The organism is Jatrophihabitans cynanchi (assembly GCF_027247405.1).
Classification (GTDB): domain Bacteria; phylum Actinomycetota; class Actinomycetes; order Mycobacteriales; family Jatrophihabitantaceae; genus Jatrophihabitans_B; species Jatrophihabitans_B cynanchi.
The window spans coordinates 4,085,023-4,107,874 of record NZ_CP097463.1; the positions used below are offsets into that span (position 1 = coordinate 4,085,023).

20 protein-coding genes are annotated in these 22,852 nt (G+C 72.3%); 9 read left to right on the forward strand and 11 right to left on the reverse strand.

Annotated elements, in window-relative coordinates:
* Position 1: 1 nt before the first annotated feature.
* Positions 2-1,993, reverse strand: a complete 1,992-nt coding sequence (locus tag M6B22_RS19885) for an alpha-1,4-glucan--maltose-1-phosphate maltosyltransferase (protein WP_269443308.1) — start codon at positions 1,991-1,993, stop codon at positions 2-4.
* Positions 1,994-2,061: 68 nt separating this feature from the next.
* Here M6B22_RS19885 and glgP point away from each other — a divergent pair, with 68 nt between their 5' ends.
* Positions 2,062-4,599, forward strand: a complete 2,538-nt coding sequence (glgP, locus tag M6B22_RS19890; RefSeq protein ID WP_269443309.1) for an alpha-glucan family phosphorylase — start codon at positions 2,062-2,064, stop codon at positions 4,597-4,599.
* A 330-nt stretch (positions 4,600-4,929) separates the two neighbouring features.
* On the opposite strand, the gene M6B22_RS19895 is transcribed toward glgP, so the two are convergent.
* On the reverse strand, positions 4,930-5,997 hold the full coding sequence (locus tag M6B22_RS19895) for a polyprenyl synthetase family protein (RefSeq protein WP_269443310.1): 1,068 nt from the start codon (positions 5,995-5,997) through the stop codon (positions 4,930-4,932).
* 23 nt (positions 5,998-6,020) lie between these two features.
* On the opposite strand from M6B22_RS19895, the gene metF reads away from it, so the two are divergent.
* Together metF and M6B22_RS19905 are read left to right on the forward strand one after the other, a co-directional pair.
* A complete protein-coding gene (gene metF / locus M6B22_RS19900) occupies positions 6,021-6,905 on the forward strand; it encodes a methylenetetrahydrofolate reductase [NAD(P)H] (RefSeq protein WP_269443311.1) in 885 nt (294 codons plus the stop codon).
* Positions 6,906-6,910: 5 nt separating this feature from the next.
* A complete protein-coding gene (locus M6B22_RS19905) occupies positions 6,911-7,513 on the forward strand; it encodes a CDP-alcohol phosphatidyltransferase family protein (protein WP_269443312.1) in 603 nt (200 codons plus the stop codon).
* Between the two features lie 74 nt (positions 7,514-7,587).
* Here M6B22_RS19905 and M6B22_RS19910 read toward each other — a convergent pair whose 3' ends face one another.
* The 6 genes from M6B22_RS19910 to M6B22_RS19935 form a co-directional block, all read right to left on the reverse strand.
* A complete protein-coding gene (locus M6B22_RS19910; protein ID WP_269443313.1) occupies positions 7,588-8,736 on the reverse strand; it encodes an ice-binding family protein in 1,149 nt (382 codons plus the stop codon).
* Between the two features lie 109 nt (positions 8,737-8,845).
* Positions 8,846-9,670 carry an EAL domain-containing protein gene (locus tag M6B22_RS19915; protein WP_269443314.1) on the reverse strand — a complete coding sequence of 275 codons (825 nt, stop codon included), beginning with the start codon at positions 9,668-9,670 and terminating at the stop codon, positions 8,846-8,848.
* Positions 9,671-9,849: 179 nt separating this feature from the next.
* The gene (locus tag M6B22_RS19920; RefSeq protein WP_269443315.1) at positions 9,850-10,935 is read right to left on the reverse strand and encodes a glycosyltransferase; all 1,086 of its coding nucleotides are present in this window, start codon (positions 10,933-10,935) and stop codon (positions 9,850-9,852) included.
* Positions 10,932-11,705, reverse strand: coding sequence for a carotenoid biosynthesis protein (locus tag M6B22_RS19925; protein WP_269443316.1), 774 nt, complete (start codon positions 11,703-11,705; stop codon positions 10,932-10,934). The genes M6B22_RS19920 and M6B22_RS19925 overlap by 4 nt, the downstream gene beginning before the upstream one ends.
* Positions 11,698-12,273 carry a GNAT family N-acetyltransferase gene (locus tag M6B22_RS19930; RefSeq protein WP_269443317.1) on the reverse strand — a complete coding sequence of 192 codons (576 nt, stop codon included), beginning with the start codon at positions 12,271-12,273 and terminating at the stop codon, positions 11,698-11,700. Before M6B22_RS19930 ends, M6B22_RS19925 begins: the two co-directional genes overlap by 8 nt.
* A 33-nt stretch (positions 12,274-12,306) precedes the next feature.
* A complete protein-coding gene (locus M6B22_RS19935) occupies positions 12,307-12,774 on the reverse strand; it encodes a YbaK/EbsC family protein (RefSeq protein WP_269443318.1) in 468 nt (155 codons plus the stop codon).
* A gap of 308 nt (positions 12,775-13,082) precedes the next feature.
* Between M6B22_RS19935 and cobA the strand changes: the two genes are divergently transcribed.
* The 5 genes from cobA to M6B22_RS19960 all read left to right on the forward strand — a co-directional run bounded on the left by cobA (position 13,083) and on the right by M6B22_RS19960 (position 17,461).
* Positions 13,083-14,300, forward strand: coding sequence for a uroporphyrinogen-III C-methyltransferase (gene cobA, locus M6B22_RS19940; protein WP_269443319.1), 1,218 nt, complete (start codon positions 13,083-13,085; stop codon positions 14,298-14,300).
* Between the two features lie 71 nt (positions 14,301-14,371).
* Positions 14,372-14,809: an SAV_6107 family HEPN domain-containing protein gene (locus M6B22_RS19945; protein ID WP_269443320.1), complete on the forward strand. Its 438-nt coding sequence runs from the start codon at positions 14,372-14,374 to the stop codon at positions 14,807-14,809.
* Positions 14,810-14,846: 37 nt separating this feature from the next.
* On the forward strand, positions 14,847-15,584 hold the full coding sequence (locus tag M6B22_RS19950; protein WP_269443321.1) for a methyltransferase domain-containing protein: 738 nt from the start codon (positions 14,847-14,849) through the stop codon (positions 15,582-15,584).
* 25 nt (positions 15,585-15,609) lie between these two features.
* Positions 15,610-16,917: a DNA polymerase IV gene (gene dinB / locus M6B22_RS19955; RefSeq protein ID WP_269443322.1), complete on the forward strand. Its 1,308-nt coding sequence runs from the start codon at positions 15,610-15,612 to the stop codon at positions 16,915-16,917.
* A gap of 160 nt (positions 16,918-17,077) precedes the next feature.
* Positions 17,078-17,461, forward strand: a complete 384-nt coding sequence (locus tag M6B22_RS19960) for a DUF3040 domain-containing protein (protein WP_269443323.1) — start codon at positions 17,078-17,080, stop codon at positions 17,459-17,461.
* A 48-nt stretch (positions 17,462-17,509) separates the two neighbouring features.
* Here the strand turns inward: M6B22_RS19960 and M6B22_RS19965 are convergent, their stop codons facing one another.
* From M6B22_RS19965 to M6B22_RS19975, 3 genes are read right to left on the reverse strand one after another with little or no spacing between them, the layout of a single operon-like run.
* Entirely contained in the window at positions 17,510-19,837 is a 2,328-nt protein-coding gene (locus tag M6B22_RS19965) for a transglutaminase family protein (protein ID WP_269443324.1), read from the reverse strand.
* Positions 19,834-21,117 carry a DUF58 domain-containing protein gene (locus tag M6B22_RS19970; RefSeq protein ID WP_269443325.1) on the reverse strand — a complete coding sequence of 428 codons (1,284 nt, stop codon included), beginning with the start codon at positions 21,115-21,117 and terminating at the stop codon, positions 19,834-19,836. Before M6B22_RS19970 ends, M6B22_RS19965 begins: the two co-directional genes overlap by 4 nt.
* Before the next feature lie 2 nt (positions 21,118-21,119).
* Positions 21,120-22,082: an AAA family ATPase gene (locus tag M6B22_RS19975; protein ID WP_407935746.1), complete on the reverse strand. Its 963-nt coding sequence runs from the start codon at positions 22,080-22,082 to the stop codon at positions 21,120-21,122.
* Between the two features lie 292 nt (positions 22,083-22,374).
* Here M6B22_RS19975 and mraZ point away from each other — a divergent pair, with 292 nt between their 5' ends.
* Positions 22,375-22,806 (forward strand): division/cell wall cluster transcriptional repressor MraZ, encoded by a 432-nt coding sequence (gene mraZ / locus M6B22_RS19980; protein WP_407935747.1) that lies wholly within the window; start codon positions 22,375-22,377, stop codon positions 22,804-22,806.
* Positions 22,807-22,852: the final 46 nt, after the last annotated feature.

The window sequence follows — 22,852 nt, forward strand, 5'->3', positions numbered from 1 at the left end:
CTCAGGGCTCGACGACGAAGATGTGCGCCGGTCGGGTGTGCGGGTCGAGCCGGACGTAGTTGCGCTGACCCCAGCGGTACTCGGCACCGGTGAGCAGGTCGCGCGCCGTGAAACCGGAGTCCCATGTCATGCCGAGCGCGGTGAGGTCGAGCGAGACGGTGGCCTCGCGCCATTCGTGCGGGTTGACGGTGCACACCACCAGCACCGTGTCGCCGGTCGCGTCGTCACGCTTGCTGAACGCGATGAGGTCGGGGTGGTCGACCTCATGGATCACCAGGTTGCGCAGCTGCTGCAGCGCCGGGTGCTCGCGGCGGATCCGGTTCAGCGTCCCGATGAACGGGGCGAGCGATCGCCCGTCGGCGATCGCCGCGGCGAAATCGCGCGGCCGCAGCTGGTACTTCTCCGAGTCCAGGTACTCCTCGCTGCCGGGCCGCAGGTTCAGGTGCTCGTACAGCTCGTAGCCGGAGTAGACGCCCCAGGCCGGGGCCAGCATGGACGCGAGGACTGCCCGGATCGCGAACGCCGCCGGCCCGCCGTGCACCAGGTAGTCGTGCAGGATGTCCGGCGTGTTCACGAAGAAGTTCGGCCGCATGTAGTGCGCGGCGGCGACGAGTTCGCGCGCGTACGTCTCCAGCTCGTCCTTGCTGGTGCGCCAGGTGAAGTAGGTGTAGCTCTGGTGGAAACCCACCTTGGCCAGCTCGTGCATCATCGCGGGGCGGGTGAACGCCTCGGCCAGGAAGAGCACGTCCGGGTCGGTCTTGGTCACCTCGCCGATCAGCCACTGCCAGAAGTTGATCGGCTTGGTGTGCGGGTTGTCGACGCGAAAGATCCGGACACCGGCCGCGATCCAGTGCCGGATGATCCGCAGGCACTCGGCGTACAGGCCGGCCGGGTCGTTGTCGAAGTTCAGCGGGTAGATGTCCTGGTACTTCTTCGGCGGGTTCTCCGCGTAGGCGATCGTGCCGTCCGGCTTGGTCGTGAACCACTCCGGGTGGGACCGGACCCACGGGTGATCAGGTGCGGCCTGCAGGGCGAAGTCCAGCGCGACCTCCATCCCCAGCTCCCGCGCCCGGCTGACGAACGCGGTGAAGTCGTCCAGCGTGCCCAGTTGCGGATGGATCGCGTCGTGGCCGCCGTCGCGCGAGCCGATGGCCCAGGGCGAGCCGACGTCCCAGCTCGCCGCGGCGAGGGTGTTGTTCGGGCCCTTGCGGTTGACCTCGCCGATCGGGTGGATGGGCGGCAGGTACACGACGTCGAAGCCGAGCGACGCGACGTAGTCGAGGTGCGCAGTGGCGTCGGCGAAGGTGCCGTGCCGGGCCGGCTTGGCGGGCGAGACCGGGTCACCGGCCAGCGTCGCGCCGATTGACCGGGGGAAGAACTCGTACCACGACCCGAACAGGGCGCGGGAGCGGTCGATCCAGAGCGGGTAGCGCGGCGAACTGGTGACCAGTTCGCGGATCGGCGTGGCGTAGGCGAGCGCCTGCAGGTACTCGTCGAGCGCCGGCGCCACCCGATGCGCGACGTCCAGGCTGGTGTCACGCAGCGCGCGGGCGGCGGCGAGCGCGCGCGGCCGCTCGGCCTTGCTCAGCAGTTTGGCCAGCCGGTCGAACAGCCGGGCGCCACCCTCGAGGTCGTTCGCGAGGTCGTCGGCGCCCTGGCCGGCGTCGATCTTCGCGGTGATCGCGTGGTGCCACGTCGACATCGGATCGCTCCATGCCTCGATGCAGAAGCTCCACATGCCGGTGCGGTCGGCGCGCACGAGGGCGTGCCAGCGATCCGTGCCCGGTTCGCCCGGCGACATCCGCACCGTGCCGGCCTTGCGGCCGGCCGGGTCGCGCAGCACCACGCTGGCCGCCACCGCGTCGTGCCCCTCACGGAACACGAGTGCGGACACCGGCATCGGTTCGCCCACCACGGCCCTGGCCGGGAACTCCGCCAAGACGGTGGAGCCGACCACGGGCGAGACCCCGCTGAGTCCGAAACGTCCAACCATGAGCTCACCGTACCCAGCCGGTTGGATCGACTGTAAGCGGTTGCGGGAAGAGTGCTAGCGTGCGCCGGGTGAAGGCATTACGACGGCTGACGATTCGCGCTGCCCTGCCGGCGGAGCTGGCCAAGCTCGGCGAGATCGTCGAGAACCTGCGCTGGTCCTGGCATCCCGATTCGCTCGATCTTCTGGAATCGGTCGATCCGGACCTCTGGCAGCAGTCCGGACACGATCCGAACCGGATGCTCGGCGAGGTCAGCGCGGAACGGCTCGGCCAGCTTTCGCGCGAGCGCAAGTTCCTGCGCCGCCTGGAGGACGTCCACGACGACCTCACCGACTACCTCACCCAGCCGCGCTGGTACCAGCAGCTCGCCGACTCCCCGTCCTCGATCGCGTACTTCTCGCCCGAGTTCGGCATCACCGAGGTGCTGCCGCAGTACTCCGGCGGCCTGGGCATCCTCGCCGGCGACCACCTCAAGGCGGCCAGTGACCTCGGCGTGCCGATCATCGGCGTCGGTCTGCTCTATGGCGCGGGGTACTTCCGCCAGTCGCTCTCGCGGGACGGCTGGCAGCTCGAGCACTACCCGCCGCTCGACCCGCAGGGCCTGCCGATCCAGGCGCTGCACGCCGCCGACGGTTCGCCCAGCCGGGTCGCGCTACCGCTGCCGGATTCGCGCACCCTGCACGCTCAGATCTGGGTGGCCAAGGTCGGGCGCGTCCCGCTGCTGCTGCTCGACAGCGACGTCGAGGAGAACGACAACGCGGCGCGGCAGATCACCGACCGGCTCTACGGCGGCGGCGCCGAGCACCGCCTGGAGCAGGAGCTGTTGCTGGGCATCGGCGGCGTCCGGGCGATCCGCGCGTATTGCGAGGTCACCGGCACCCCGGCCCCGCAGGTGTTCCACACCAACGAGGGGCACGCCGGGTTCCTCGGCATCGAGCGCATCCGCGAGATCGTCGACGGCTACCAGCTGACCTTCGACGAGGCGCTGCAGGCGGTCCGGGCCGGCACCGTGTTCACCACGCACACCCCGGTGCCCGCGGGCATCGACCGGTTCTCGCGTGACCTGGTCGCCCGGCACCTGGCCGGGATGCCGGGGTTGCCGACCGAGCGGATTCTCGAGCTCGGCGCGGAGGAGGACCCGACCATCTTCAACATGGCGCACATGGGCCTGCGGCTCGGCCAGCGTGCCAACGGCGTCTCCCGGTTGCACGGTGAGGTGAGCCGGGAGATGTTCGCCGGCTTGTGGCCCGGCTTCGACAGCGCCGAGGTGCCGATCGGCTCGATCACCAACGGCGTGCACGCCCCGACCTGGATGGCGCGCGAGGCGCTGGAGATCGCCGAGCGCGAGGCCGGCAGCATCGCCGTCGGCCAGGGCGACGGGTTCCAGGCCGTGGACCAGGTGAGCGACGGCGAACTGTGGCGGCTGCGCAATGAGCTGCGCGAGCGCCTGGTCGACGAGGTGCGTCGCCGGGTGCACAACTCCTCGCTGCAGCGCGGGATGAGCGAGGCCGAGTTGGGTTGGACCGCCTCGGTGTTCGACCCGGACGTGCTCACCATCGGCTTCGCGCGGCGTGTTCCGTCGTACAAGCGGCTGACGCTGATGCTGCGCGACCCGGACCGGCTGCGTGCCCTGCTGCTCGACCCCGAGCGCCCGGTGCAGATCGTCATCGCGGGCAAGAGCCACCCCGCGGACGACGGCGGCAAGCAGCTCATCGCGCAGATGGTGCGCTTCGCCGACGACCCGGCCGTGCGCCACCGGATCACGTTCCTGCCCGACTACGACATCGGCATGGCGCGCTACCTCTACTGGGGTGTCGACGTGTGGTTGAACAACCCGTTACGTCCGCTGGAGGCGTGCGGGACGTCCGGGATGAAGGCGGCGCTGAACGGCGCGCTGAACCTGTCGATCCGTGACGGCTGGTGGGACGAGTGGTTCGACGGCGAGAACGGCTGGGCGATTCCCACCGCGGACGGCGTTTCCGACCCGGATCGCCGCGACGACATCGAGGCGGGCGCGCTGTACGACCTGGTCGAGAAGAGCGTCGCGCCGCGCTTCTACGACCGCGACTCCAGTGGCGTCCCGACCCGCTGGGTGCAGATGGTCCGGCACACCCTCAAGTCGCTCGGGCCGAAGGTGCTGGCCAGCCGGATGGTGACCGACTACGTCCAGCAGCTGTATGCGCCGGCGGCCGTCTCGTCGGCACAGATGGTGGCTGACCACTTCGCGGCTGCCCGCGAACTGGCCGCCTGGCGCCGCAAGGTGCTGGACGCCTGGCCCGGCGTGCGGGTGCTGTACGTCGACTCGCAGCTCGATGGCGACGCGCAACTCGGCGGGCGGCTCACGCTGCGCGCCGAGGTGGCGCTCAACGGGTTGTCGTCCGAGGACGTCGAGGTGCAGGCCGTGTACGGCGCCGCTGACACCGACGACCGGCTGTCCGACATCTCGACGGTAAGGTTGAAGCCGATCGAGCACCCGGACGGTACTTGCTGGTTCGAGGGCGAGCTGCCGTTGGAGCGGACCGGAGCGTTCGGCTACACGGTGCGGGTGCTGCCGTCGCACGCGAACCTCGCCACGCCGGCTGAACTGGCTGTGGTCGCGGTCGCCTGAGCGCTACGGTCCGGTGCATGGGAGCGCCGCCGGTGCCGACGGCGATGCTCACCGCGGTGATCAGACGGCGCGGATCCGTTGCTGCGTCGCGCGCCAGGTCATGATCGATCAAGTCCGGCGGCCGTCGCCCGGGCCCGGGTAGAGGTCGCGCAGCAGTGCCACCTCCGCGCCGTGGTGGGCGAGTTCGTCGTGGGCGTGCACCACGAGTGCCAGCCACGGGTCGTCGGCAAACGGCCCCCATCCCGGGATGACACGACCGTCGGTGTGCCTTTCACCACGGGCGGAAACGTGACCTGTACGCAGTTGCCGCGTGTCGCCGCTGGTGCGGACCTACGTGTGCCGTTCGGTGGCGGCGAGCGCCAGTTGGTCCAGCGCAGCGCGCGCCTCGTCCGCGATCGCGTTGCAGCCCAAGGCGGTCCGCGCCTCGGCGGTGCGCTGCGAGATGCGCTGCTCGACCTGATCGAGCGCGCCGCTGGACACGATCACCTCGCGTAGTGCGGCGACGCCGTGGTCGTCCATCGAGCGGTCGCCGAGTTCGTGCCGCAACAACTCGGCCTCCACCTGCGACGCCGACTGCATGGCGAGCGCGACCAGCAGGGTGCGCTTGCCCTCGCGCAGATCGTCGCCGGCCGGCTTGCCGGTGACCGCCGGATCACCGAAGACTCCGAGCACGTCATCACGCAGCTGGAACGCCTCGCCGAGCGGCCGGCCATACGCGGACAGCGCGGCGAACACCTCGTCCGGCGCGCCGGCGGCGGCCGCACCGATGTGCAGCGGGCCCTCGACGGTGTACTTGCCGGTCTTGTACTCGGCAACGCGCAGGGCGTCCTCGATGGAGAAGTCGCCGCGCGCCTGGACCAGGATGTCCAGGTACTGCCCGGCCATCACCAGTTCACGCATGTCGTCGTACACGGCCCGCGCGCGGGGCAGCGCCGAGGCGTCGAGTTCGGCCGCGGCGAACATCGTGTCGGCCCAGGCGAGCAGCAGGTCACCGACAAGGATCGCTGCGGCGGCGCCGAACTCGTGCGCAGCGCCGGGCCAGCCCGAGTCCAGGTGCAGCGCCGCGAACGCGGCGTGGGTTGCCGGACGCCCGCGGCGGAAATCGGAGTCGTCCATCACGTCGTCGTGCACGAGTGCGCAGGCGTGCAGCAGCTCCAGGCTGGCCGCCGCGGTGACGAGCGCTTCGTCGTCGTCCGTGCTCTCGCGGACGCTGCGCCAGCCCCAGTACGCGAACCGTGGGCGCAGCCGCTTACCGCCGTCGAGGACGAAGGTGCGGATCGCTTCGGTCACGGCGGCCAACTCGGGGCCTACCCGGGACAGCGACTTGGCGCGCAGGTCGAGGAAACTCGCGAGGGCCGTGTCGACGCGGTGGGTCAGGGCGTCGGCGGGCTCGCTCACCGTTCGGACACTACGCTGGGCGAATGACGCGGACGGTTCGGGAGTGCTTGGCCGAGGGCGGCCCCACGTTCTCCTTCGAGTTCTTCCCGCCGAAGACGATCGAGGACGATCGCCTGCTGTGGCAGACCATTCGCGAGCTCGAGCCGCTGCACCCGTCGTTCGTCTCGGTGACGTACGGTGCCGGCGGCTCAACCCGGACGCGGACCATCGAGATCACCGAGCGGATCGCGTCCGACACCACGCTGCTACCCGTCGCCCACCTGACCGCGGTGAACCATTCGGTCGCCGAATTGCGGGCACTCGTCGGACACTTGGCCGGCGCGGGCGTACGCAACATGCTGGCGCTACGGGGCGATCCGCCCGGTGACCCGATGGGGGAGTGGGTACAGCATCCCGAGGGCCTTTCCTACGCGTCGGATCTCGTCGGCTTGATGCGCGAGCACGGCAACTTCTGCGTGGGCGTCGCCGCGTTCCCCTACAAGCACCCGCGGTCGATGACGATCGAGGACGACACGAAGTGGTTCGTCCAGAAGTGTCGAGCCGGGGCGGACTACGCGATCACGCAGATGTTCTTCGACGCCGACGACTATCTGCGTCTGCGTGACCGCGTGGCGGCGACCGGATGCGACGTCCCGATCCTGGCCGGGGTCATGCCCGTGACGAATATCGGAGTGATCAAACGCTCGGAGCAGCTGTCCGGCGCACCGTTCCCGGCGAAGCTTGCCGCACGCTTCGACGCGGTGGCCCATGATCCCAAGGCGGTTCGCTCGATGGGCATCTACGAGAGTTCGAAGCTGGCCGAGCGACTGCTGGACGAGGGCGTGCCGGGCATCCACTTCATCACCTTCAACCGCTCGAAGGCCACGCGCGAGGTGTGGGCGAACCTCGCGCTGGGCGCGCGCATCTGAGCGCGATGGAACCGCCGGCCGCGGGCTGGTCGGCACTGCATCACGGTCTGGACCCGGCGGCGGTGCCGCTGCTTCGCCCGTGGTTGTCGCTGATCTGGCGACTCGCGCGTCCGCTGGCCGCGTTGCGCGTGCCGCCGACCGCGCTCACTGCGGTGGGGGTGGTGCTCGCAGCCGACGCTGTGCTGTTCGCCGCGCGGCTGCCGTGGATCGCGCTCGCGCTGGTGCTGCTGTCCGCGCTGTGCGACGGGCTGGACGGCGCGGTCGCGATGCTGTCGCGGCGAGTCAGCGCGTTCGGTTCGGTAGCCGACAAGACGGCCGACCGGATCGCGGACTGCGCGTTTGCCGCGGTGCTCTGGAGGTGTGGTGCGCCGTGGCCGCTGGCGCTCGCCGCCGGTGCGCTCTCCCTTGCGCACGAGGGGATTCGGCTAGTGCTGGGCGGTCGGCGGCTGGCGCGGATCACAGTGGCCGAGCGGCCTACCCGGGTGATCTGCGCGGCGCTGGCATGCGCGTGCGCCGGGGTCTCGCCGGCGACCTGGCCGCCGGCCGTCTGTGCAGGGGTGTGGGCGGGTCTCGCCGTGATCGGCCTGGCGCAGCTCGTTGTTCGCTAGGACTGCCCTGCACGAAGGCGGCGGCCGTGATCCGCGCTGCAGCGGCGATCGGTACGCGAGCGCGGTCACCGATGTCAGTCACGGTGCTGCCCGTGGAATCGGCGGCGGCCGATGATCAGCAGCGGCGTTCCTATTGCGAACAGCAGCGCCGCGAGAAGCAGCAGCGGCCCGCTGGGCACGGTCGGCCCGGTGGCGGCCAGTTCCGTTTCGGTTGCTGCCGGAGTTGGCGTGGCGGTTGCCGATGATCGGGCAGCCGCTGCGGCTGCCGCGCGCAAGGCTTCGGCGCTGGACCTTGCGGCCGCCGAGGCAGCGGAGGAGCGGGCGATTGCCGAGGATCGCGCTGCGGCGGAGGAAGCGGCGGCCGCCGAAGACGCGGCTGCGGCAGATGAGGCAGCGGCGGATGATCGGTAGGCCGCGGCCGCCGCGGACGCGGTCGCCGAGGTGGCAGCGCAGCCCGGTGCGCTGAAGGTGTTGTGGTCCAGGGTCACAGCACCGGTTCGGGCCATCGCCTGGCCTTCGACCGTGACGCCGGTGGTGACGGTCACCGAGGCCAGCGCCATGATGGTTCCCTTGAAGGTCGACCCGGTGCCGAGCGTCGCGGAGCTGGCGACCTGCCAGAAGACGTTGCAGGCTTGAGCGCCGTTGCTGACGATGACGCTGCTTGCCGAGTCGGTGACGAGGGTCGATCCGACTTGGAAGATGAACACGGCGTTCGGATCGCCTTCGCCGTTCAGGGTGAGTGGTCCGCCGACCCGAAGGGATGTGCTGGCCTTGTAGACGCCGGCGGTCAGTGTCTTGCCGACCAGCGCCGGCCCGATCAGCCCGCCGGTCGGCGGCCTGCCGGCGGCATCGCCGTAGGCGGCGGTCAGGTCGTTCTGCGCCAGCAGCGCGGCCGCGTTGCCCGCGTTCGTCACTCCTCCGACAATGCCGGGTGGGAAGCCGGTGATCGAACTCGCGGTGTTCGGGCTGAGCCCGAGATCGCCGCCGAGCGTAGTGGTCGGCGCCCCCGTCGTGAGCGTGTTCGTCACCGTGGTCGCGCCCAGGACCGAGTAGGTGCCGGCGGTGCCGAGATCGATCTTCGCGGTAGCCGCGTGGGCGTGGGTGGGAGCTGCCACGAGCACGCCGGCGAGCAGGGCGAGGCAGCCGGCGAGGAGCGCGGCAAGCCCGCCCAGTCGAGCGAGGTTCGAGCGAGATCCGGTGGTCAGTACAGCGCCGTCGGTCATTGTGGGCCTTTCCGTACGCTCAACCGCCCCCGACGGCGTGGTCACTACTGGTCACCCAGAGTGCTGGAACGTCCAGTGGTGTTGGACGTCAACTGCGTTTCAGGCATCGTCACTGCGCTGCGAGCAATGCTCGATGGGGGCGCCGCAGTGCCAGGTGCCCCGGCGCGGGAACCGTTACGGGCAGTCGCCCCGGCCGCCCGTAACCGAAGCCCTGCGCATGCGTGGCTCCCAGCCGTTTGGCGCGGTGTGCGTCCGCGATCGTTTCGATCCCTTCGGCAAGGATGACCGCCCCGGTGCGGGCGGCATACGCGCGTACCGCGGCGGCGATGCTGCGCCCCGTCGCGCGCAGTGGCGACTGGATCAGCGACAGGTCCAGCTTCACGACGTCCGGACGCAGTGACTCCAGCATCGCCAGCGCGTGAGAGTCCGCGCCGACGTCGTCCATCGCGATGCCGCACCCATCGCGGCGAGCCCGCTCGCTTCCGCGCATCAGTGCGCTCATCGACGTGCCGTCGCGCCGCTCGACAACCTCGAACACCACGTGCAGCCGGGCCAGCGTTTCGGTGAACGTGGCCATCAAGGGCGGAGGGCAGGTGGCAGCGAGGCCGGCGTGCTCGACGTTCACGAACCAGGTCAGCTCCGCGGGCAACGCAGCATCCGCCGCCAACTGCAGCGCCTGAACCCGGCACAGCCAGTCGAGTTCGACGCGCCGGCCCACCCGCTCGGCCGCCGCCAGCAACGCGACGGGAGCTTCGAGCTCGGTCCCCGCCGGGCCGCGAGTCAGCGCCTCGAAGCCGATCACGGTCGCCGATTCCAGATGCACGATCGGTTGAAAGACGGTGCGGATCCTGCGCGCGTCGATGATCGCGTCGATGATCCGGTCCTGCGCAGTCGTGCCACGCACCGGAGGTGCGAGAACGTTCAATTGGGTCACGGCCTACGCCGATCCAAGCCCCAGGGGGCTCTGGAAATGATCGCCACAGGAGTAACCGGCAACGGGGAGCCGGTATGCACAAAGGCCCGCAACGTCTCTACATTACGTGAATTTCACGCTCCTGGCCAATGTCGACCATTATGTGCCGTACGCGCACCCGCATGCCGCCTTCCACCGCATCAGCGAAGTGCGCGGCCCTTCCAGCGCAGCGCCCCGCGCCGGTGCTGCACCAGCGACCGCGCGGTCAGGTACCCGAACACGGTGATCGACACCGGATGCGCCAGGGCATCCGGCCATGCGCGCGAGCCGGTGGCGCGGGCGGTGACCACCCGTCCGGCGACCCCGGCGAGGTAACCCGCCAAGCCGGCCCGCGAGCCGCGCAGGGCCGCAACCGCAGGCAGCACGTACACGACGCCGAGCGCACCGACCACAGCGGCCGCGCCCGCCGGTGAGCCGAAGGCCGCCCACAACGACTTGCCGTACCCATCGCGCAGTTCGGCCCATCCGGCGTACATCCGGCAGGAGGCGAGCGCCGTCCCGTCGACCACCCCGCCGCGCCCGCCCGACGTCTTGACCGCCCGCAGCAGGGCGAGATCGTCGAGCACTGCGGCACGTACCGCACCGTGCCCGCCTGCCCGCTCGTACGCTTCGCGGCGCACCAGCAGGAACTGTCCGTTGGCCGCGGCCAGTGACGGCCGCGGCGAGCGCTCGGCGAGCCGCAGCGGCAGCGTCGTCAGGAACGACCACTGCAGCAGGGGCTGGACCAGTCGCTCGGCCCCCGACTCCGCGATCTGGCGCGGATGCGGGGAGATCAGGTCCAGCCCGGAGGTCGCGAGCAGCGCGGCGGCGGTAGTGACCGCGCCCGGTTCCAACACCACGTCCGCGTCGACGAACGCGAGCACCTCCCCGGTTGCGGCCGCGGCCAGCTGCGCGCACGCGTACGGCTTGCCGAGCCAGCCCGTCGGCAGTGGCGCCCCCTCCAGCACGCGCACCCGCGGGTCACCCTCGGCGGCCGCCCGCACGATGCGGGCGGTCCCGTCGGACGACCCGTCGTCCAGCACCAGGATCTCGAGAACGTCCTGTGCTCGCAGGGCAGCCAGGCACTTGCCGATGCGGGCCGCCTCGTCGCGGGCCGGGATGAGCACCGAGACCCGGGCGGCCGCAACCGCTCCCGGCGCCGGACGGCGCAGCAGACGCGCGTTGACCGCCGCGTGCACCGTCGCGGCGACGGCCAGTCCTGCCGCGACGCGCACGGCCGCGCTCACCGCCCGACCACCACCGTGCGCACGAACGGCACGGCCACCAGAGCCATCCCCGCGAAGCCCCACGCTGCCGCGGCGCCCAGGTGCAGAAAGGCGCCGAGCGCCAGCGTCGAGGACAGCCACGTCCAGACGAACAGCGCGTACGGCCAGCGGTCGTCCGGACTCGCGGCCGCGGGGTTCCGGCCGTCGACGACGGCCTGCACGCCCGCCGACACGATGAGCGCCACGAGCAGCCAGCCGAGGTAGTTGGTGAGCGGCACGGTGTCGACGCCGGGCAGGTGCGGTGCGGGGAAGCGCCAGCGCCAATGCCCCGCCGCGACCAGCTGCGGGTCGAGGAACAGGTCCCACGACGCGAGCGCCCAGCCGCCCACGAGCACGCGCGCCCGGTACGTGCGCACGAGGCGGCGCGCCACCAGCGCGGCCGGCCAGGCGAACATCGTCCAGGCGAGAGCGATCACCACGGGCACGCCCCCCAGCCGCACCCCAAGCGCGTCCGTGTACGTGTAGCGGCCGAACGGCACGCCGGTGTGCACGCCGAGCAGCTCGGCGGCGAAACCGGGAACTGCCGTCACCGCGAGCAGGCCTACCGCGAGGCGTACCCCGCGGCTGGTCGCCGCGTGAGCCAGCGACGCCGCCGCGAAGAGCACCACGACGGCGACGGTGAGCCGGTCACGCGTCGCCCCGTGCACCAGCGGATAGCCGATCTGGCCGGCGATGGTGAGCCCGGACAGCAGCGGGACGGACCGGCCGAGCCGCTCCCCGGCATCAACCACCGGTGCCGAGCGGCAGCCGCGCACCCAACACTGCGAACGGCCGGGAGTCGCCGGGGAACAGGTAGTGCCGGCGCAGGTCGAGGAACCCCAGATCGTGATACAGGCGGAACGCGCGGGTGTCGGCGTCCGGCGTCGACAGCAGCATCGCCGCGTGCGGGATAGCCCCGGCGAGCTCGAGCAGCAACCGGCGCCCGACGCCCCCGCCCTGAAACCCCGGCAGCACATGCAGTTCGGACAGCTCGAACGCGTCTGCAAGCCAGTCCTCGGCGGACTCCGGCGTGAGCGCGCGGCGCACCAGGTCGTGCCACCACTGCCCCGGAAGCGTGGTGTAGCCGTAGCCGAAGCCGATCAGCGCGCCCTGTTCCAGAACGGCGGCCCGGCAGGCGAATCCCTCGTGGCTCACGTGCTTTCGCGCGGTGACCGAGCGCTGCGCCGCGGCATGCTGCGGGTACTGCATCGCGCGCGCATAGATGTCCATCGCGTCCTCGACGCGCTCGGCGAACTGCCGCCCCGACCACGCCTCGATGCGCGCGGACGACCCGCTCACCGGCGTGGGCGTCGATCGCATTCACCAGATCCTGCCGCATGGATGCGGCCGCTGCTACGCAACCTGCGCGACCGTTCCGCCGGTGAGCCGCACCAGTTCGGCGAAGGTCGTCGGGAAGACCGCGTGCGGGATCCCGCCCGCTGCCCAGACCTGCGGGTACCCGGTGAGATCCTGGTCGACCAGCGTGCGGATCGGTGCCGGGTGCCCGACCGGGGCCACGCCGCCGATCACCTGGCCGGTCGCGGCGAGCACGAAATCGGGCTTGGCCCGGCGCAGCTCGCTCGTGCCGACGAGCGCGGCGACCTTGGCCGTGTCGACGCGGTGCGCGCCGCTGGTGAGCACCAGCAGTGGTTCGCCCTCGGCGGTGGCGAAGATCAGCGAGTTCGCGATCGCGCCGACGGCGACCCCCAACTGCGCGGCCGCGGCGGCCGCAGTGGGCGCTGCCTCGTCCAGGATCTGGACCCGTCCGGGTGCGCCGGCGGCGGTCAGGACGGCCTGCACGGCCTCGCAGTTCGGATGCACGCGGCGAGCTTACGGCTCGCGTGCTCGTCGGCTCAGCCACCTCGGTACCGCGGCGACGCAGCGCAGCAGATCGGCACGGCAGCGCAGCGCGAAGGGCGCGTCATCAGCGGTGCGAAGCATCCCGTCGGCCGCGCGACCCGGTGCACCTGTCGCTCATCGGGCTCTGCTGGCAAGAGTGCCGGCAGAGCCCGATGCGCCTGCATACCCGCGCCGGAATTCGAGCCGGGCAGTTGCCGCCATCGGGCCTGGCGCGGTGCGTGGCCGGATGCACGCGGCGCGCCGAACCATCGACCGGCGAAGATGTACCGGTGACCGGATACCCGCTGCTGCTCGACGTGACCGGCCGACGCGTGCTCGTGGTCGGGGGCGGCAAGGTCGGCACCCGCCGCACGGTCGCGCTGCGTGAGGCCGGCGCGGACGTCGTGGTCGTCGCGCCGGAGGCGACCGCCGAGATGCTCGCGCTTGGCGTCACCGTGCTGCGCCGCCCGTTCGCCACTCCGGACCTGGACGGCGCGTGGCTGGCGATCGCCTGCACCGACGACGCGGTGGTGAACGCCGCCGTCGCCGCTGCCGCGGAACAGCGCCGGATCTTCTGTGTGCGCTCGGACGCGGCGCCCGGTGGAACGGCGCGAACTCCTGCCGTGCTGCGCCGCGACGGGATGACGGTGGCGATCACCGGGGGCGACGACCCGCGGCGGTCGGTCGCGCTGCGCGAGGCGATCTCCGCCGCCCTCGACCTCGGCACCCTGCCCGCCCGCCGCGTGCGGCCGGCGGCCACCGGGTCGGTCGCGCTGGTCGGCGGGGGCCCCGGCGACCCGGAGCTGATCACCGTACGTGGCCGCCGTCTGGTCGCCTCAGCCGATGTCGTGGTCGTGGACCGGCTGGCGCCGCGCGAGCTCCTGGACGAGTTGCCGGACACCGTCGAGGTGATCGACTGCGGCAAGTCCGCACACCGGCACAACCTGCGGCAGCACGAGATCAACGCGCTGCTCGTCGAGCGGGCGCAGGCAGGCAAGCGGGTGGTCCGGCTCAAGGGCGGCGATCCGTTCGTCTTCGGCCGCGGTGGCGAGGAGTGGCTGGCGTGCGTGGCGGCCGGGGTGCCGGTCACGGTGGTGCCGGGGCTCAGTTCGGCGCTCGCGGCACCGGCGGCGGCCGCCATCCCGCTCACCCACCGCGGGATCGCCGCCGACTTCACGGTGGTGTCCGGCCACCTGGACCCGGGCCGCCCCGAGGACACCGGGGTCGACTGGGCAGCGCTGGCCGTGACACCGGGAACACTCGTGCTGCTGATGTCGATGGAGCGGCTCGACCTGATCGCCGCCGCGCTCATCGCGCACGGCCGGCCGGCGAGCACCCCGGCTGCGGTGGTGCAGCGCGCGACGCTGCCGGGGGAGCGCATCGTCCGGGCGCCGCTCGCCGGGCTCGCCGACGCGGTGCGGGCGGCCGGTGTCGGCGCGCCCGCGGTGATCGTCGTCGGCGACGTCGTGGATGTGCTGGTTGGGGCGCCACAGCCCGCCCGGCCCTGATTCGTTGCGTTCTGTCGGCACCCCGCGATACACTTCGAACGGACATTCGAAATAGCGCGTGGAGGTGCTCGATGACGCTCGGCCGTACTTCACAGCCGGCCCGCTCCCGGCCGGTCCCGGTCGCACCGGGTCAGGCGTTCCTGCTGCTCGCCCGCGCCCGTGCGGTGCTCGGCGAGGCCGCCTGCGCCGACACCGACGACGAACGGTTCCGTCTGGCCCATCTGGGCGCGCTGCGCGTGGCGGCCGCGGTCCTCGCCGAACGCGGCCGCCCGGCGGGCAGCCGGCGCCGGCTGCTCAGCGCGTGGGTGCTCATCGAGTCTGTCGCGCCCGAGCTGGCCGACTGGGCCGCCTACTTCGCCGCGGGCGCCGCGGCCCGGGCGGCGATCGAGGCCGGCGCCAACCATGTCGTCGGCAGCCGCGAGGCCGACGACCAGTTGCGCGCGGCCTGCGAATTCCTGCACGTCGTCGAGACCTCGCTGAGCCTGCTGGCGCCACCGCTGGCGAGCTGAGCACGCGCTGTCGGCCGCCGCTACTAGTGTTCGCAGGGTGCAGGCCCAGACCTCCCGCGACAGTGCCCCGCCCGGCCGGCAGGCGCTGATCTGGCAGCTGCTCTCCGCGGCGCTGTCCGCCGTCACCAGCGGCGCCGCGGCACCCACCGTGCTGGACTGCGGCGGCGGCAGCGGCAGCTTCGCGGTGCCGCTCGCGCAGGCGGGCGCCCAGGTGACGGTCGTCGACATCAGCGTCGACGCGCTGGCCACCCTGCAGCGACGTGCCGACGAGGCAGGCGTGGGCGGGCGGGTGCATGCGGTCCAGGGCGACGTCGAGGCGCTCACCGACGCAGTCGGCAGCGGTGGCTTCGACCTGGTGCTCGCGCACGGCATCCTCGGCGCCGTCGACGACCTGCCTGCGGCGTTCGCCGCCGTGGCCGCCTCGGTCCGCCCGGGCGGACGGCTCAGCGTGCTGGTGGCCAACCCGGTCGCGGGCGTGCTGGCCCGCGCCCTGGCCGCCGACGTGTCCGCGGCACTCGCCGAACTGCGCGCGCTCGACACCGCCTTCGCCCAGCCCGGTCCGGACGCGGTGCGTGCCCTGTGTCGCGCGCACGGCCTGTTGATCGATCAGGTGCACGGCATCGGGGTGTTCACCGAACTCGTCCCCGGCCGCGCCCTCGAGCAGCCCGGCGCGCGCGAGGCGCTGGACGCGCTGGAGTTCGAGAGCGCCACCCGCAGCCCGTTCTGCGACATCGCAGCCAGGGTGCACCTGCTCGCCCGGCGCCCGGCGGGCTGAGCGACGATGCGGCCCGAGCCGGCACATGGGACGTAGCGCCGACGTACCGCGCGCGGCCGACGGGTTCGCCGGCAACGACGCGGGCTGTCACATCCTGCACGTCGACATGGACGCCTTCTTCGCGAGCGTCGAGATCCGCAGGCGTCCCGAACTGCGCAACCGTCCGGTCGTGGTGGGCGGTGGTACGCGCGGTGTGGTCGCCGCCGCCTCGTACGAGGCGCGCAAGTACGGCGTGCGCAGTGCGATGGCGATGACCCAGGCCCTGCGGCTGTGCCCGCGGCTCACCGTGCTGCCGCCGGACCGCGCCGCGTACACGGCCGCCTCCGCCGCGGTCATGACGGTCCTGCGCGAGATCACCCCGCTGGTCGAGCCGCTGTCGCTGGACGAGGCGTTCCTCGACGTCGCGGGCGCCGAACGGCTGCACGGCCGGCCCGGCCGCATCGCCGAACGGATCCGCGAGCGGATTGCCGCCGACCTGGGGCTGACCTGCTCGGTCGGCGTGGCGGCCACCAAGTTCGTCGCCAAGCTGGCGTCCGCGCGCTGCAAGCCGGACGGCCTGCTCGTGGTGCCGGTCGCCAGCACGCTGGAGTTCCTGCACCCGCTGCCGGTCACGGTGCTCTGGGGCGTGGGAGCGCGGACGGGTGAGCAGTTGCACCGACTCGGCGTGCGCACGGTCGCCGACCTCGCGGCCACCCCGTTGCCGGCGCTGCGCCGCGCGATCGGCGCGGCGGTCGCCGACCACCTGCACGAGCTGGCTCACGGCCGTGACCCGCGCACCGTCCAGGTGGGCGAGGTGGAGAAGTCGATCAGCTCCGACCACACGCTGGACACCGACCTGACCGCCGAGGCGGACGTCGGCCGCGAACTGCTCCGGCTCGCCGACGACGTCGGCCGCCGGGTGCGCGAGCGCGGCTTTGTCGCCCGCACGGTCGGCATCAAGATCCGCTTCGCGGATTTTCACACCGTGACCCGGGTGCGCACCCTGCCCGGCCCGACCGATTCGTCCGGAGCGATCTTCCAGACCGCGCTCCAGCTGTACCGCTCGCTGCAACTGGACCGGCCGCGCATCCGGCTGGTCGGTGTCAAGGCCGAGAACCTGCACCTGGCCGGCAGCATGCCCGAACAGCTCAGCTTCGACGACTTGCAGCCGGACGACCCGGCACCGACGGCCCGCTCGGCACCGACGGCCCGCTCGGCCCAGCAGTCACCGGTGGCACCGGACGCGGTGCTCGACGCGGCGCGGGCCAGGTTCGGCGGCGGCGCCATCGGATATGCCGCGCTGCTCGGCGCGCCCGGTCGCAACGACGGCGGCGGGCGGGCTGCCGCGCGGTGAGCCGATCTGAACTGGTTGTGGCTGCAACTTTCGATCCGGCCGAACGGCTCGTATGCTCGAAGGTGACAGCCGCTTCACCCACCGGCGGGGCTGCCGTCGCAAGGTAGGAATCGAGACGACGCCACGGCCGGGACTGCCGTGGAGACGAAGGAGGGCTACGGTGCCGCTCTCCGAGCACGAGCAGAGACTGCTGGACCAGATCGAACAGGCGCTCTACGCCGAGGATCCCAAGTTCGTCTCATCGGTGCGTTCGGTGCGCGCGCGATCTCATCTGCGCCGCTCGATCGTGCTCGCCGTCGTTGGCGTGATCCTCGGATTGGGCCTGGTGCTCATCGGCCTGATCAGCAACCTCATCGTGCTCAGCGTCGTCGGCTTCGTGCTGGTGGTCGGCTCCTGCGGCCTGTGCGTCAAGGCGATCCGGCCGCGCGCCTCGATCAGCGTCGCCTCGGTCGCCGAGGCGGGCCGTCCCGGGAAGGCCCCGCGCCCCACCGGGCTGCGCAGCCGGATGGAAGAGCGGCTGCGCAAGCGCTTCGACGAGAACTGATCCCGCGGACGAGAACTGATCCCGCGGCGGCCGCGGCAACACGGCCGATCAGCGGTGTCGTGCGTTTCCTCGCAGCCCGCGACGCAGCGACGACCAACGGGCCGGCGACCAGTGCAGCGAGGCCGGCCACAGCTGCGAACGCAACCGCGCACCGCGCGTCCGCCCGGCGCGCAGCCGATGCGTGACGGTACGCAACTCGTTGACCAGGTCCGGCCCGGGACGCCCGTCCGCGGATCGGTAGCGATGCTGCTCCACGGCGCGGGCCAGCTGCAGTAGCGCGGGCCGGGCGTCGCCGGCCGGCTCGCCCAGCCAGCGGGCGACCTGTCGCGGCGAGCGGGCGTCGGACCACACGTAGCCCAGGTCGACGGCGGTGTCGCTCAGCTCCGCCCACAACGGGTCGGGGTCACCGGCACGGCCGGCCCGCAGCCGGCGCCGGCGCAGCCTGGCCCGGCTCAGCCACGGGGTGAGCGCGGCGCCGAGCAGGATCAGCAACACCCCGAGGGGCACCGCCCATCCCGTCCAGTCACGTCCACCGGTGCTGCTACCGGCCACCGCGGCCGCGGTCGGCGCGGCGGTCGCGGTGTGCCGGGTGGGCGCGGTCGTGCTCGGCCGGGTGGTCGCGGTGGCCGTCGACGTCGACTGGCTGCCGTCGTGCGGCGCCCACGGCAGCGACGTGGCCCGGCCGCCGTCCGCGCCGGAGAGCGGGGTCGGGTCGAAGGGCACCCACCCGATCCCCGCGAAGTAGGCCTCCACCCAGGCGTGCGCGTCGTTGGTGGTGACGGTGAACGTGCCGTCGGCGTCGGGGGCCTGGTGCGTGTAGCCCAGCACCACCCGGGCGGGCACCTGGGCCAGCCGCAGCATGACCGCCATCGCCGCGGAGAACTGCTGGCAGTAGCCGATCTTGTTGCGCAGGAAGTCGACCAGGTCGTTGCCGGAATCGCCCGCTGCGGTCTGCAGGCTGTAGGTGAAGCCGTTGGCCGGGTCGGCGAAGTAGTCGCTGATCGCCCTGGCCTTCGCGTACGGCCCGGTCCTGCCGCCGATCAGCCCGCTGACCAGGCTGCGTACCTCCTCGGGGATCTGCGGCAGCGTCAGCCACTCGGCCAGCTGCCGGGTGCTGCCGGCCGGGGCGTTCTGCAGGTCCTCGATGCTGGGGTTGGGCTGGCGCACGGTCTCGCGGTAGGTCTGCCCGCGGCGCACCGAGGTGCCGACGAGCAGCTGGTCCTGCGGGGTCCAGCTGCCGCCGCTGAGCCCGTCGATGCGGGTCGGGTTGCCGAACACCGACGGGTTCCCGCTCAGCCCGCTGACCTCGATGCGCGCGGTGTAGGCCTCGTGCGCGACGATCCCGGAGCCCGGCAGGGTGCCGAAGTCGGTGCCGTTGATCGGCTCGCGCGGCCCGTGGTCCGCGGGCGCCCAGCCGTCGCCGGTGAACCGGGTCAGCACGTTCTCGCGCAGGTAGAACGGCCGCACCCCGGGCGGTCCGTCGATGGTGACGGTGGCCAGGTCCTGCGTCGAGGTGCGGGTCAGCTGACCGCGCAGCGCCACGAACGGGTCGATCGAGCCGCCGCCACCGGCCCCGAACCCGGTGTCGGCGTGCTTGTTCTTGCCGCGCAGCAGGTCCGAGACCAGGTTGGACGCGTTGATCGGGGCGAGCATCGGCAGCAGCACCGCGATCAACACCGCCAGCACCGCGATCCGCTGACCCGCGACGGCGGCGGGCGCCCGGGCGCGGAGCGGCTGCGCCCGCGTGACGCGGTGTCCCCAGCTGGCCAGGTCGTCGCGGGCGTCCAGGGCGAGCAGCAGCAAGAACCCGGCCGCCGCGAAGACGAACAGTGGCCAGTGCACGTTGTGCCGGGGGATCGCGCCGGACACGGTGAAGACGACCAGCAGCGGGACCCCGGCGAGCGCGCCGTGCCGTCCGACCACCGCGATCAGGTCGACCAGCGCGGCGAGCAGCCCGAGCATCGCGCTCAAGGCCAGCCGTACCGCCACGGTCGAGTGCACCGGAGCGACGCCGTCGTGCGTGGTGCGGTGCAGGTCGTCCAGCAGCGCGTTGACGTCGTCCCAGGTACGCGGGGTGGGGATGATCCCGAGCAGCGCGTGGTGCGGGACGAACCGGACCGTCAGCCACGGCACGAGCAGTGCGATGCCGGGCCAGATCTGCAGCGCGCCGGGCGGGCGCCACAGCCGCAGGATCAGCGCGGGCGCGAGTGCCACCACCATGCTCAGCCAGACGTCGAGCAGCCAGCCGCGGTCGCTCAGCAGCTGGCACAGCGGGACGGCGCCCAGACCGGACGCGAGCAGCGCGAGCAGGGTCCGCTGCACGCCCAGGTTGACCGCATCGGCGCGGGCCGGCGCTTCGGTGCTCGTTCCGCTCACCGCAACGCCCCGGTGGCGCTCGTGCGCAGCGCCTCCCGCCACACGTCGGCGACGGCGGCGCCGTGCCGGACCACAGCGACCCGCCAGCCGGCCGAGCGCAGCACCCGTACCGCCACCTGGTGGTCCGAGCCGGGCCCGGCGGGCGGACGGCCCGCCCAGGTTCCGGTGTCCAGCACGAAGGCGACCGCGGGCACCGCCGAACCGCGCTGGTGGCAGTCGGCCAGCACGCGCAGGCTCGCCGGATCGACCTCGCCGAGCAGCGCGATGAGGGCGGACTCCCGCGCGGAGATGGTGAGCAGGTTCCGGGCCGGGGCGAGGCTGGCGGCGCGGGCGGGACGCACGGTGGCCAGGTACTCGACCAGCCCCAGCGGGCCGTCCGGACGCAGCCGCTGGCTGGCCTGGACGTCGCAGATCAGCTCGGTCCTGCGCCCCGATGACAGCAGGTGGGTGCCGATGCTCGCCGCGGCGCTGACCGCCCACTCCAGGCTGCTGCGCGCGCGTTCGTCGGTCGCCCCGGCGTCCGGGCCCGCGTCGACGTGCGCCGACTCGCGCAGGTCGAGGACGAGGGTCGCCTGACCCTGCCACGGGCGTTCCTCCTGACGGACCATCAGCGCGCCGATCCGGGCGGACGAACGCCAGTGGATCTTGCGCAGCGCGTCGCCGGTTCGGTACTCGCGGGTCGAGGCGTCGTCCGCGCCGTGCGTGCCGATCGAGTGGCTGCCCGAGTTGTCGCCGATGTCGTGCGAGAGCGGCGGCGAGACCGGCGGCAGCGAGTCGACGACGGGGCGGATCACGAACTCGCTGGTGGCGGTGAACGCGCGACGCACGTCGATCAGGTGGAACGGGTCGGTGAGCCGGATGCGCAGCGGACCGGCCTGGTAGCGGCCGCGCGGCAGCGCGGGCAACCGGTAGGACACCACCCGCGACTCGCGGCTGGCCAGCCCGTCCAGAACGAACCGGGCCCGGCCGGGCAGTTGCGCCGGCATCTGGTCCTCGAGCATCAGCGAGCCGGTGCGCAACCGGGACCGGTTGGTGATGGTGAGCTGCACGACCACCGAGTCGCCCGAGCTGGCGTGCTCGGGCCGCACGCTGCGCCGGTTGCCGATCAGCACTCGCGAGCGGTTCACCGCGAAGGCGGCCAGCACCGGGATCGCGACGGCGAGCACGCCCGCCCGGACCAGATCGACCTCGCCGAGCACCAGCCCGCACAGCACCGCTGTGCCGCCGGCGGCGAGCAGGCAGCTCGCCCGGGTGGTGAGGCCGAGGTCGGAGAACGCCACGGTCAGCGCTGGCCCGCGTTGCTGCCCGGGATCGGGGTGCTCGAGATGATCCGCCCGAGCAGGTCCGCGGCCGAGCGGCCGGCGACGTGCGCTTCGGCCGTGATCAGCAGGCGGTGCGCGAAGACGGGCACGAGCAGGAACTGCAGGTCGTCCGGCACGACGTAGTCGCGACCCTCCAGCGCCGCCCACGCCTTCGCGGCGCGCAACAGGTGCAACGCGGCGCGTGGCGACGCGCCCAGCCGGACCTCGGGGGAGCGGCGGGTGGCCACCGCGAGGTCGACGGCGTAGCCCTTCACCGGGTCGGCGACGTAGACGGTGCGCACGCCCGCGATCAGGCTGCGCACCGCGGTGGCGTCCGAGACCGCGCGCAGCAGCACCAGCGGATCGACCGAAGCGTGCTCGTCCAGCATCGCGATCTCGGCGCGGCGGTCCGGGTACCCCATCGAGATCCGCGCGGTGAACCGGTCCCGCTGCGCCTCCGGCAGCGGGTAGGTGCCCTCCATGTCGATCGGGTTCTGGGTCGCCAGCACCATGAACGGCGCCTCGAGCGGGTAGGTCACGCCGTCGACGGTGACCTGACGCTCCTCCATGCACTCCAGCAACGCCGACTGGGTCTTCGGCGAGGCCCGGTTGATCTCGTCGCCGACCACGATGTTCGCGAACACCGGGCCCGGCTTGAACTCGAAGTCGCGGTCCTCGGCGTTGTACACGCTGACGCCGGTGACGTCGCTCGGCAGCAGGTCGGGCGTGAACTGCACGCGGCGCACCGAGCAGTCGATGGAGCGGGCCAGTGCCTTGGCGTAGGTCGTCTTGCCGACGCCGGGTACGTCCTCGATGAGCAGGTGACCCTCGGCGAGCAGCACGGCCAGGCCCAGGCGCACCTCGGCGCTCTTGCCCTCGATGACCTTCTCGATGTTCGCGGCGATGCGATCGGCCGCGTCCCGAACCTCGGTGACCGAGGCGATGCGCGGGCTGCCGGAGTCCGACGCGCTACCGGCGGCATGCGCGCCCCCTGGTCGGAGCTCACTGGCGAGGTCGTCCACAGGTGCCGCCCTTTCGTCCCGTCCGCGCGCTCCGGTGCGCGCGTCAGCGTCGAGTATCGCTGATCACGGACCCACCCGGCAGGACGCGTTCGGGGGCGGTTCGGTTCGCGACGCGCCGGTGATTGATAGGCGAGTGGAGGATAGTGGGTTAGAGTGGGGCGCAGTGGGGATGATGTGAGCACAGTCCCTGATCCCGGCCGGAGGTGTCGCGGTGTTGTTCCTCGGCACGCACAGCCCGCGCCTGGACGACAAGGGCCGGCTCGCGCTTCCGGCAAAGTTCCGGCCGGACCTGGAGGGAGGACTGGTGATCTGCAAGGGGCAGGAGCGGTGCCTGTACGTGTTCCCCACCGCGCAGTTCGCCACGTTCACCCAGGGACTGGCCGACGCGCCGATCACCGACGCCCGCGCGCGCCACTACGGCCGCACCCTGTTCGCCAGCGCGTCCAACGAGATCCCGGACGCCCAGGGCCGCATCACCGTCCCGCCGCCGCTGCGCAGCTACGCCGGGCTGAGCAAGGACTGCGTCGTCATCGGCGCCAACAACCGCGTCGAGATCTGGGACGCCCAGGCCTGGCAGCAGTGGTCCGAGCAGGCCGACGAGGCCTTCGCGCAGGTCGCCGAGGAGGTGCTGCCCGGCATCTTCTAGGGCCCGACCCGGCTACCGGACCGCTCCGGTCCGGCCTCCTCCCGTC

Bases quoted from the DNA above. Each gene is read 5' to 3' on its own strand.
- M6B22_RS19885 (WP_269443308.1), bottom strand. From the start codon at position 1,993: ATGGTTGGACGTTTCGGACTCAGCGGGGTCTCGCCCGTGGTCGGCTCC.
- metF (WP_269443311.1), top strand. From the start codon at position 6,021: ATGACGCGGACGGTTCGGGAGTGCTTGGCCGAGGGCGGCCCCACGTTC.
- M6B22_RS19905 (WP_269443312.1), top strand. From the start codon at position 6,911: ATGGAACCGCCGGCCGCGGGCTGGTCGGCACTGCATCACGGTCTGGAC.
- M6B22_RS19910 (WP_269443313.1), bottom strand. From the start codon at position 8,736: ATGACCGACGGCGCTGTACTGACCACCGGATCTCGCTCGAACCTCGCT.
- M6B22_RS19930 (WP_269443317.1), bottom strand. From the start codon at position 12,273: ATGCGATCGACGCCCACGCCGGTGAGCGGGTCGTCCGCGCGCATCGAG.
- M6B22_RS19945 (WP_269443320.1), top strand. From the start codon at position 14,372: ATGACGCTCGGCCGTACTTCACAGCCGGCCCGCTCCCGGCCGGTCCCG.
- dinB (WP_269443322.1), top strand. From the start codon at position 15,610: ATGGGACGTAGCGCCGACGTACCGCGCGCGGCCGACGGGTTCGCCGGC.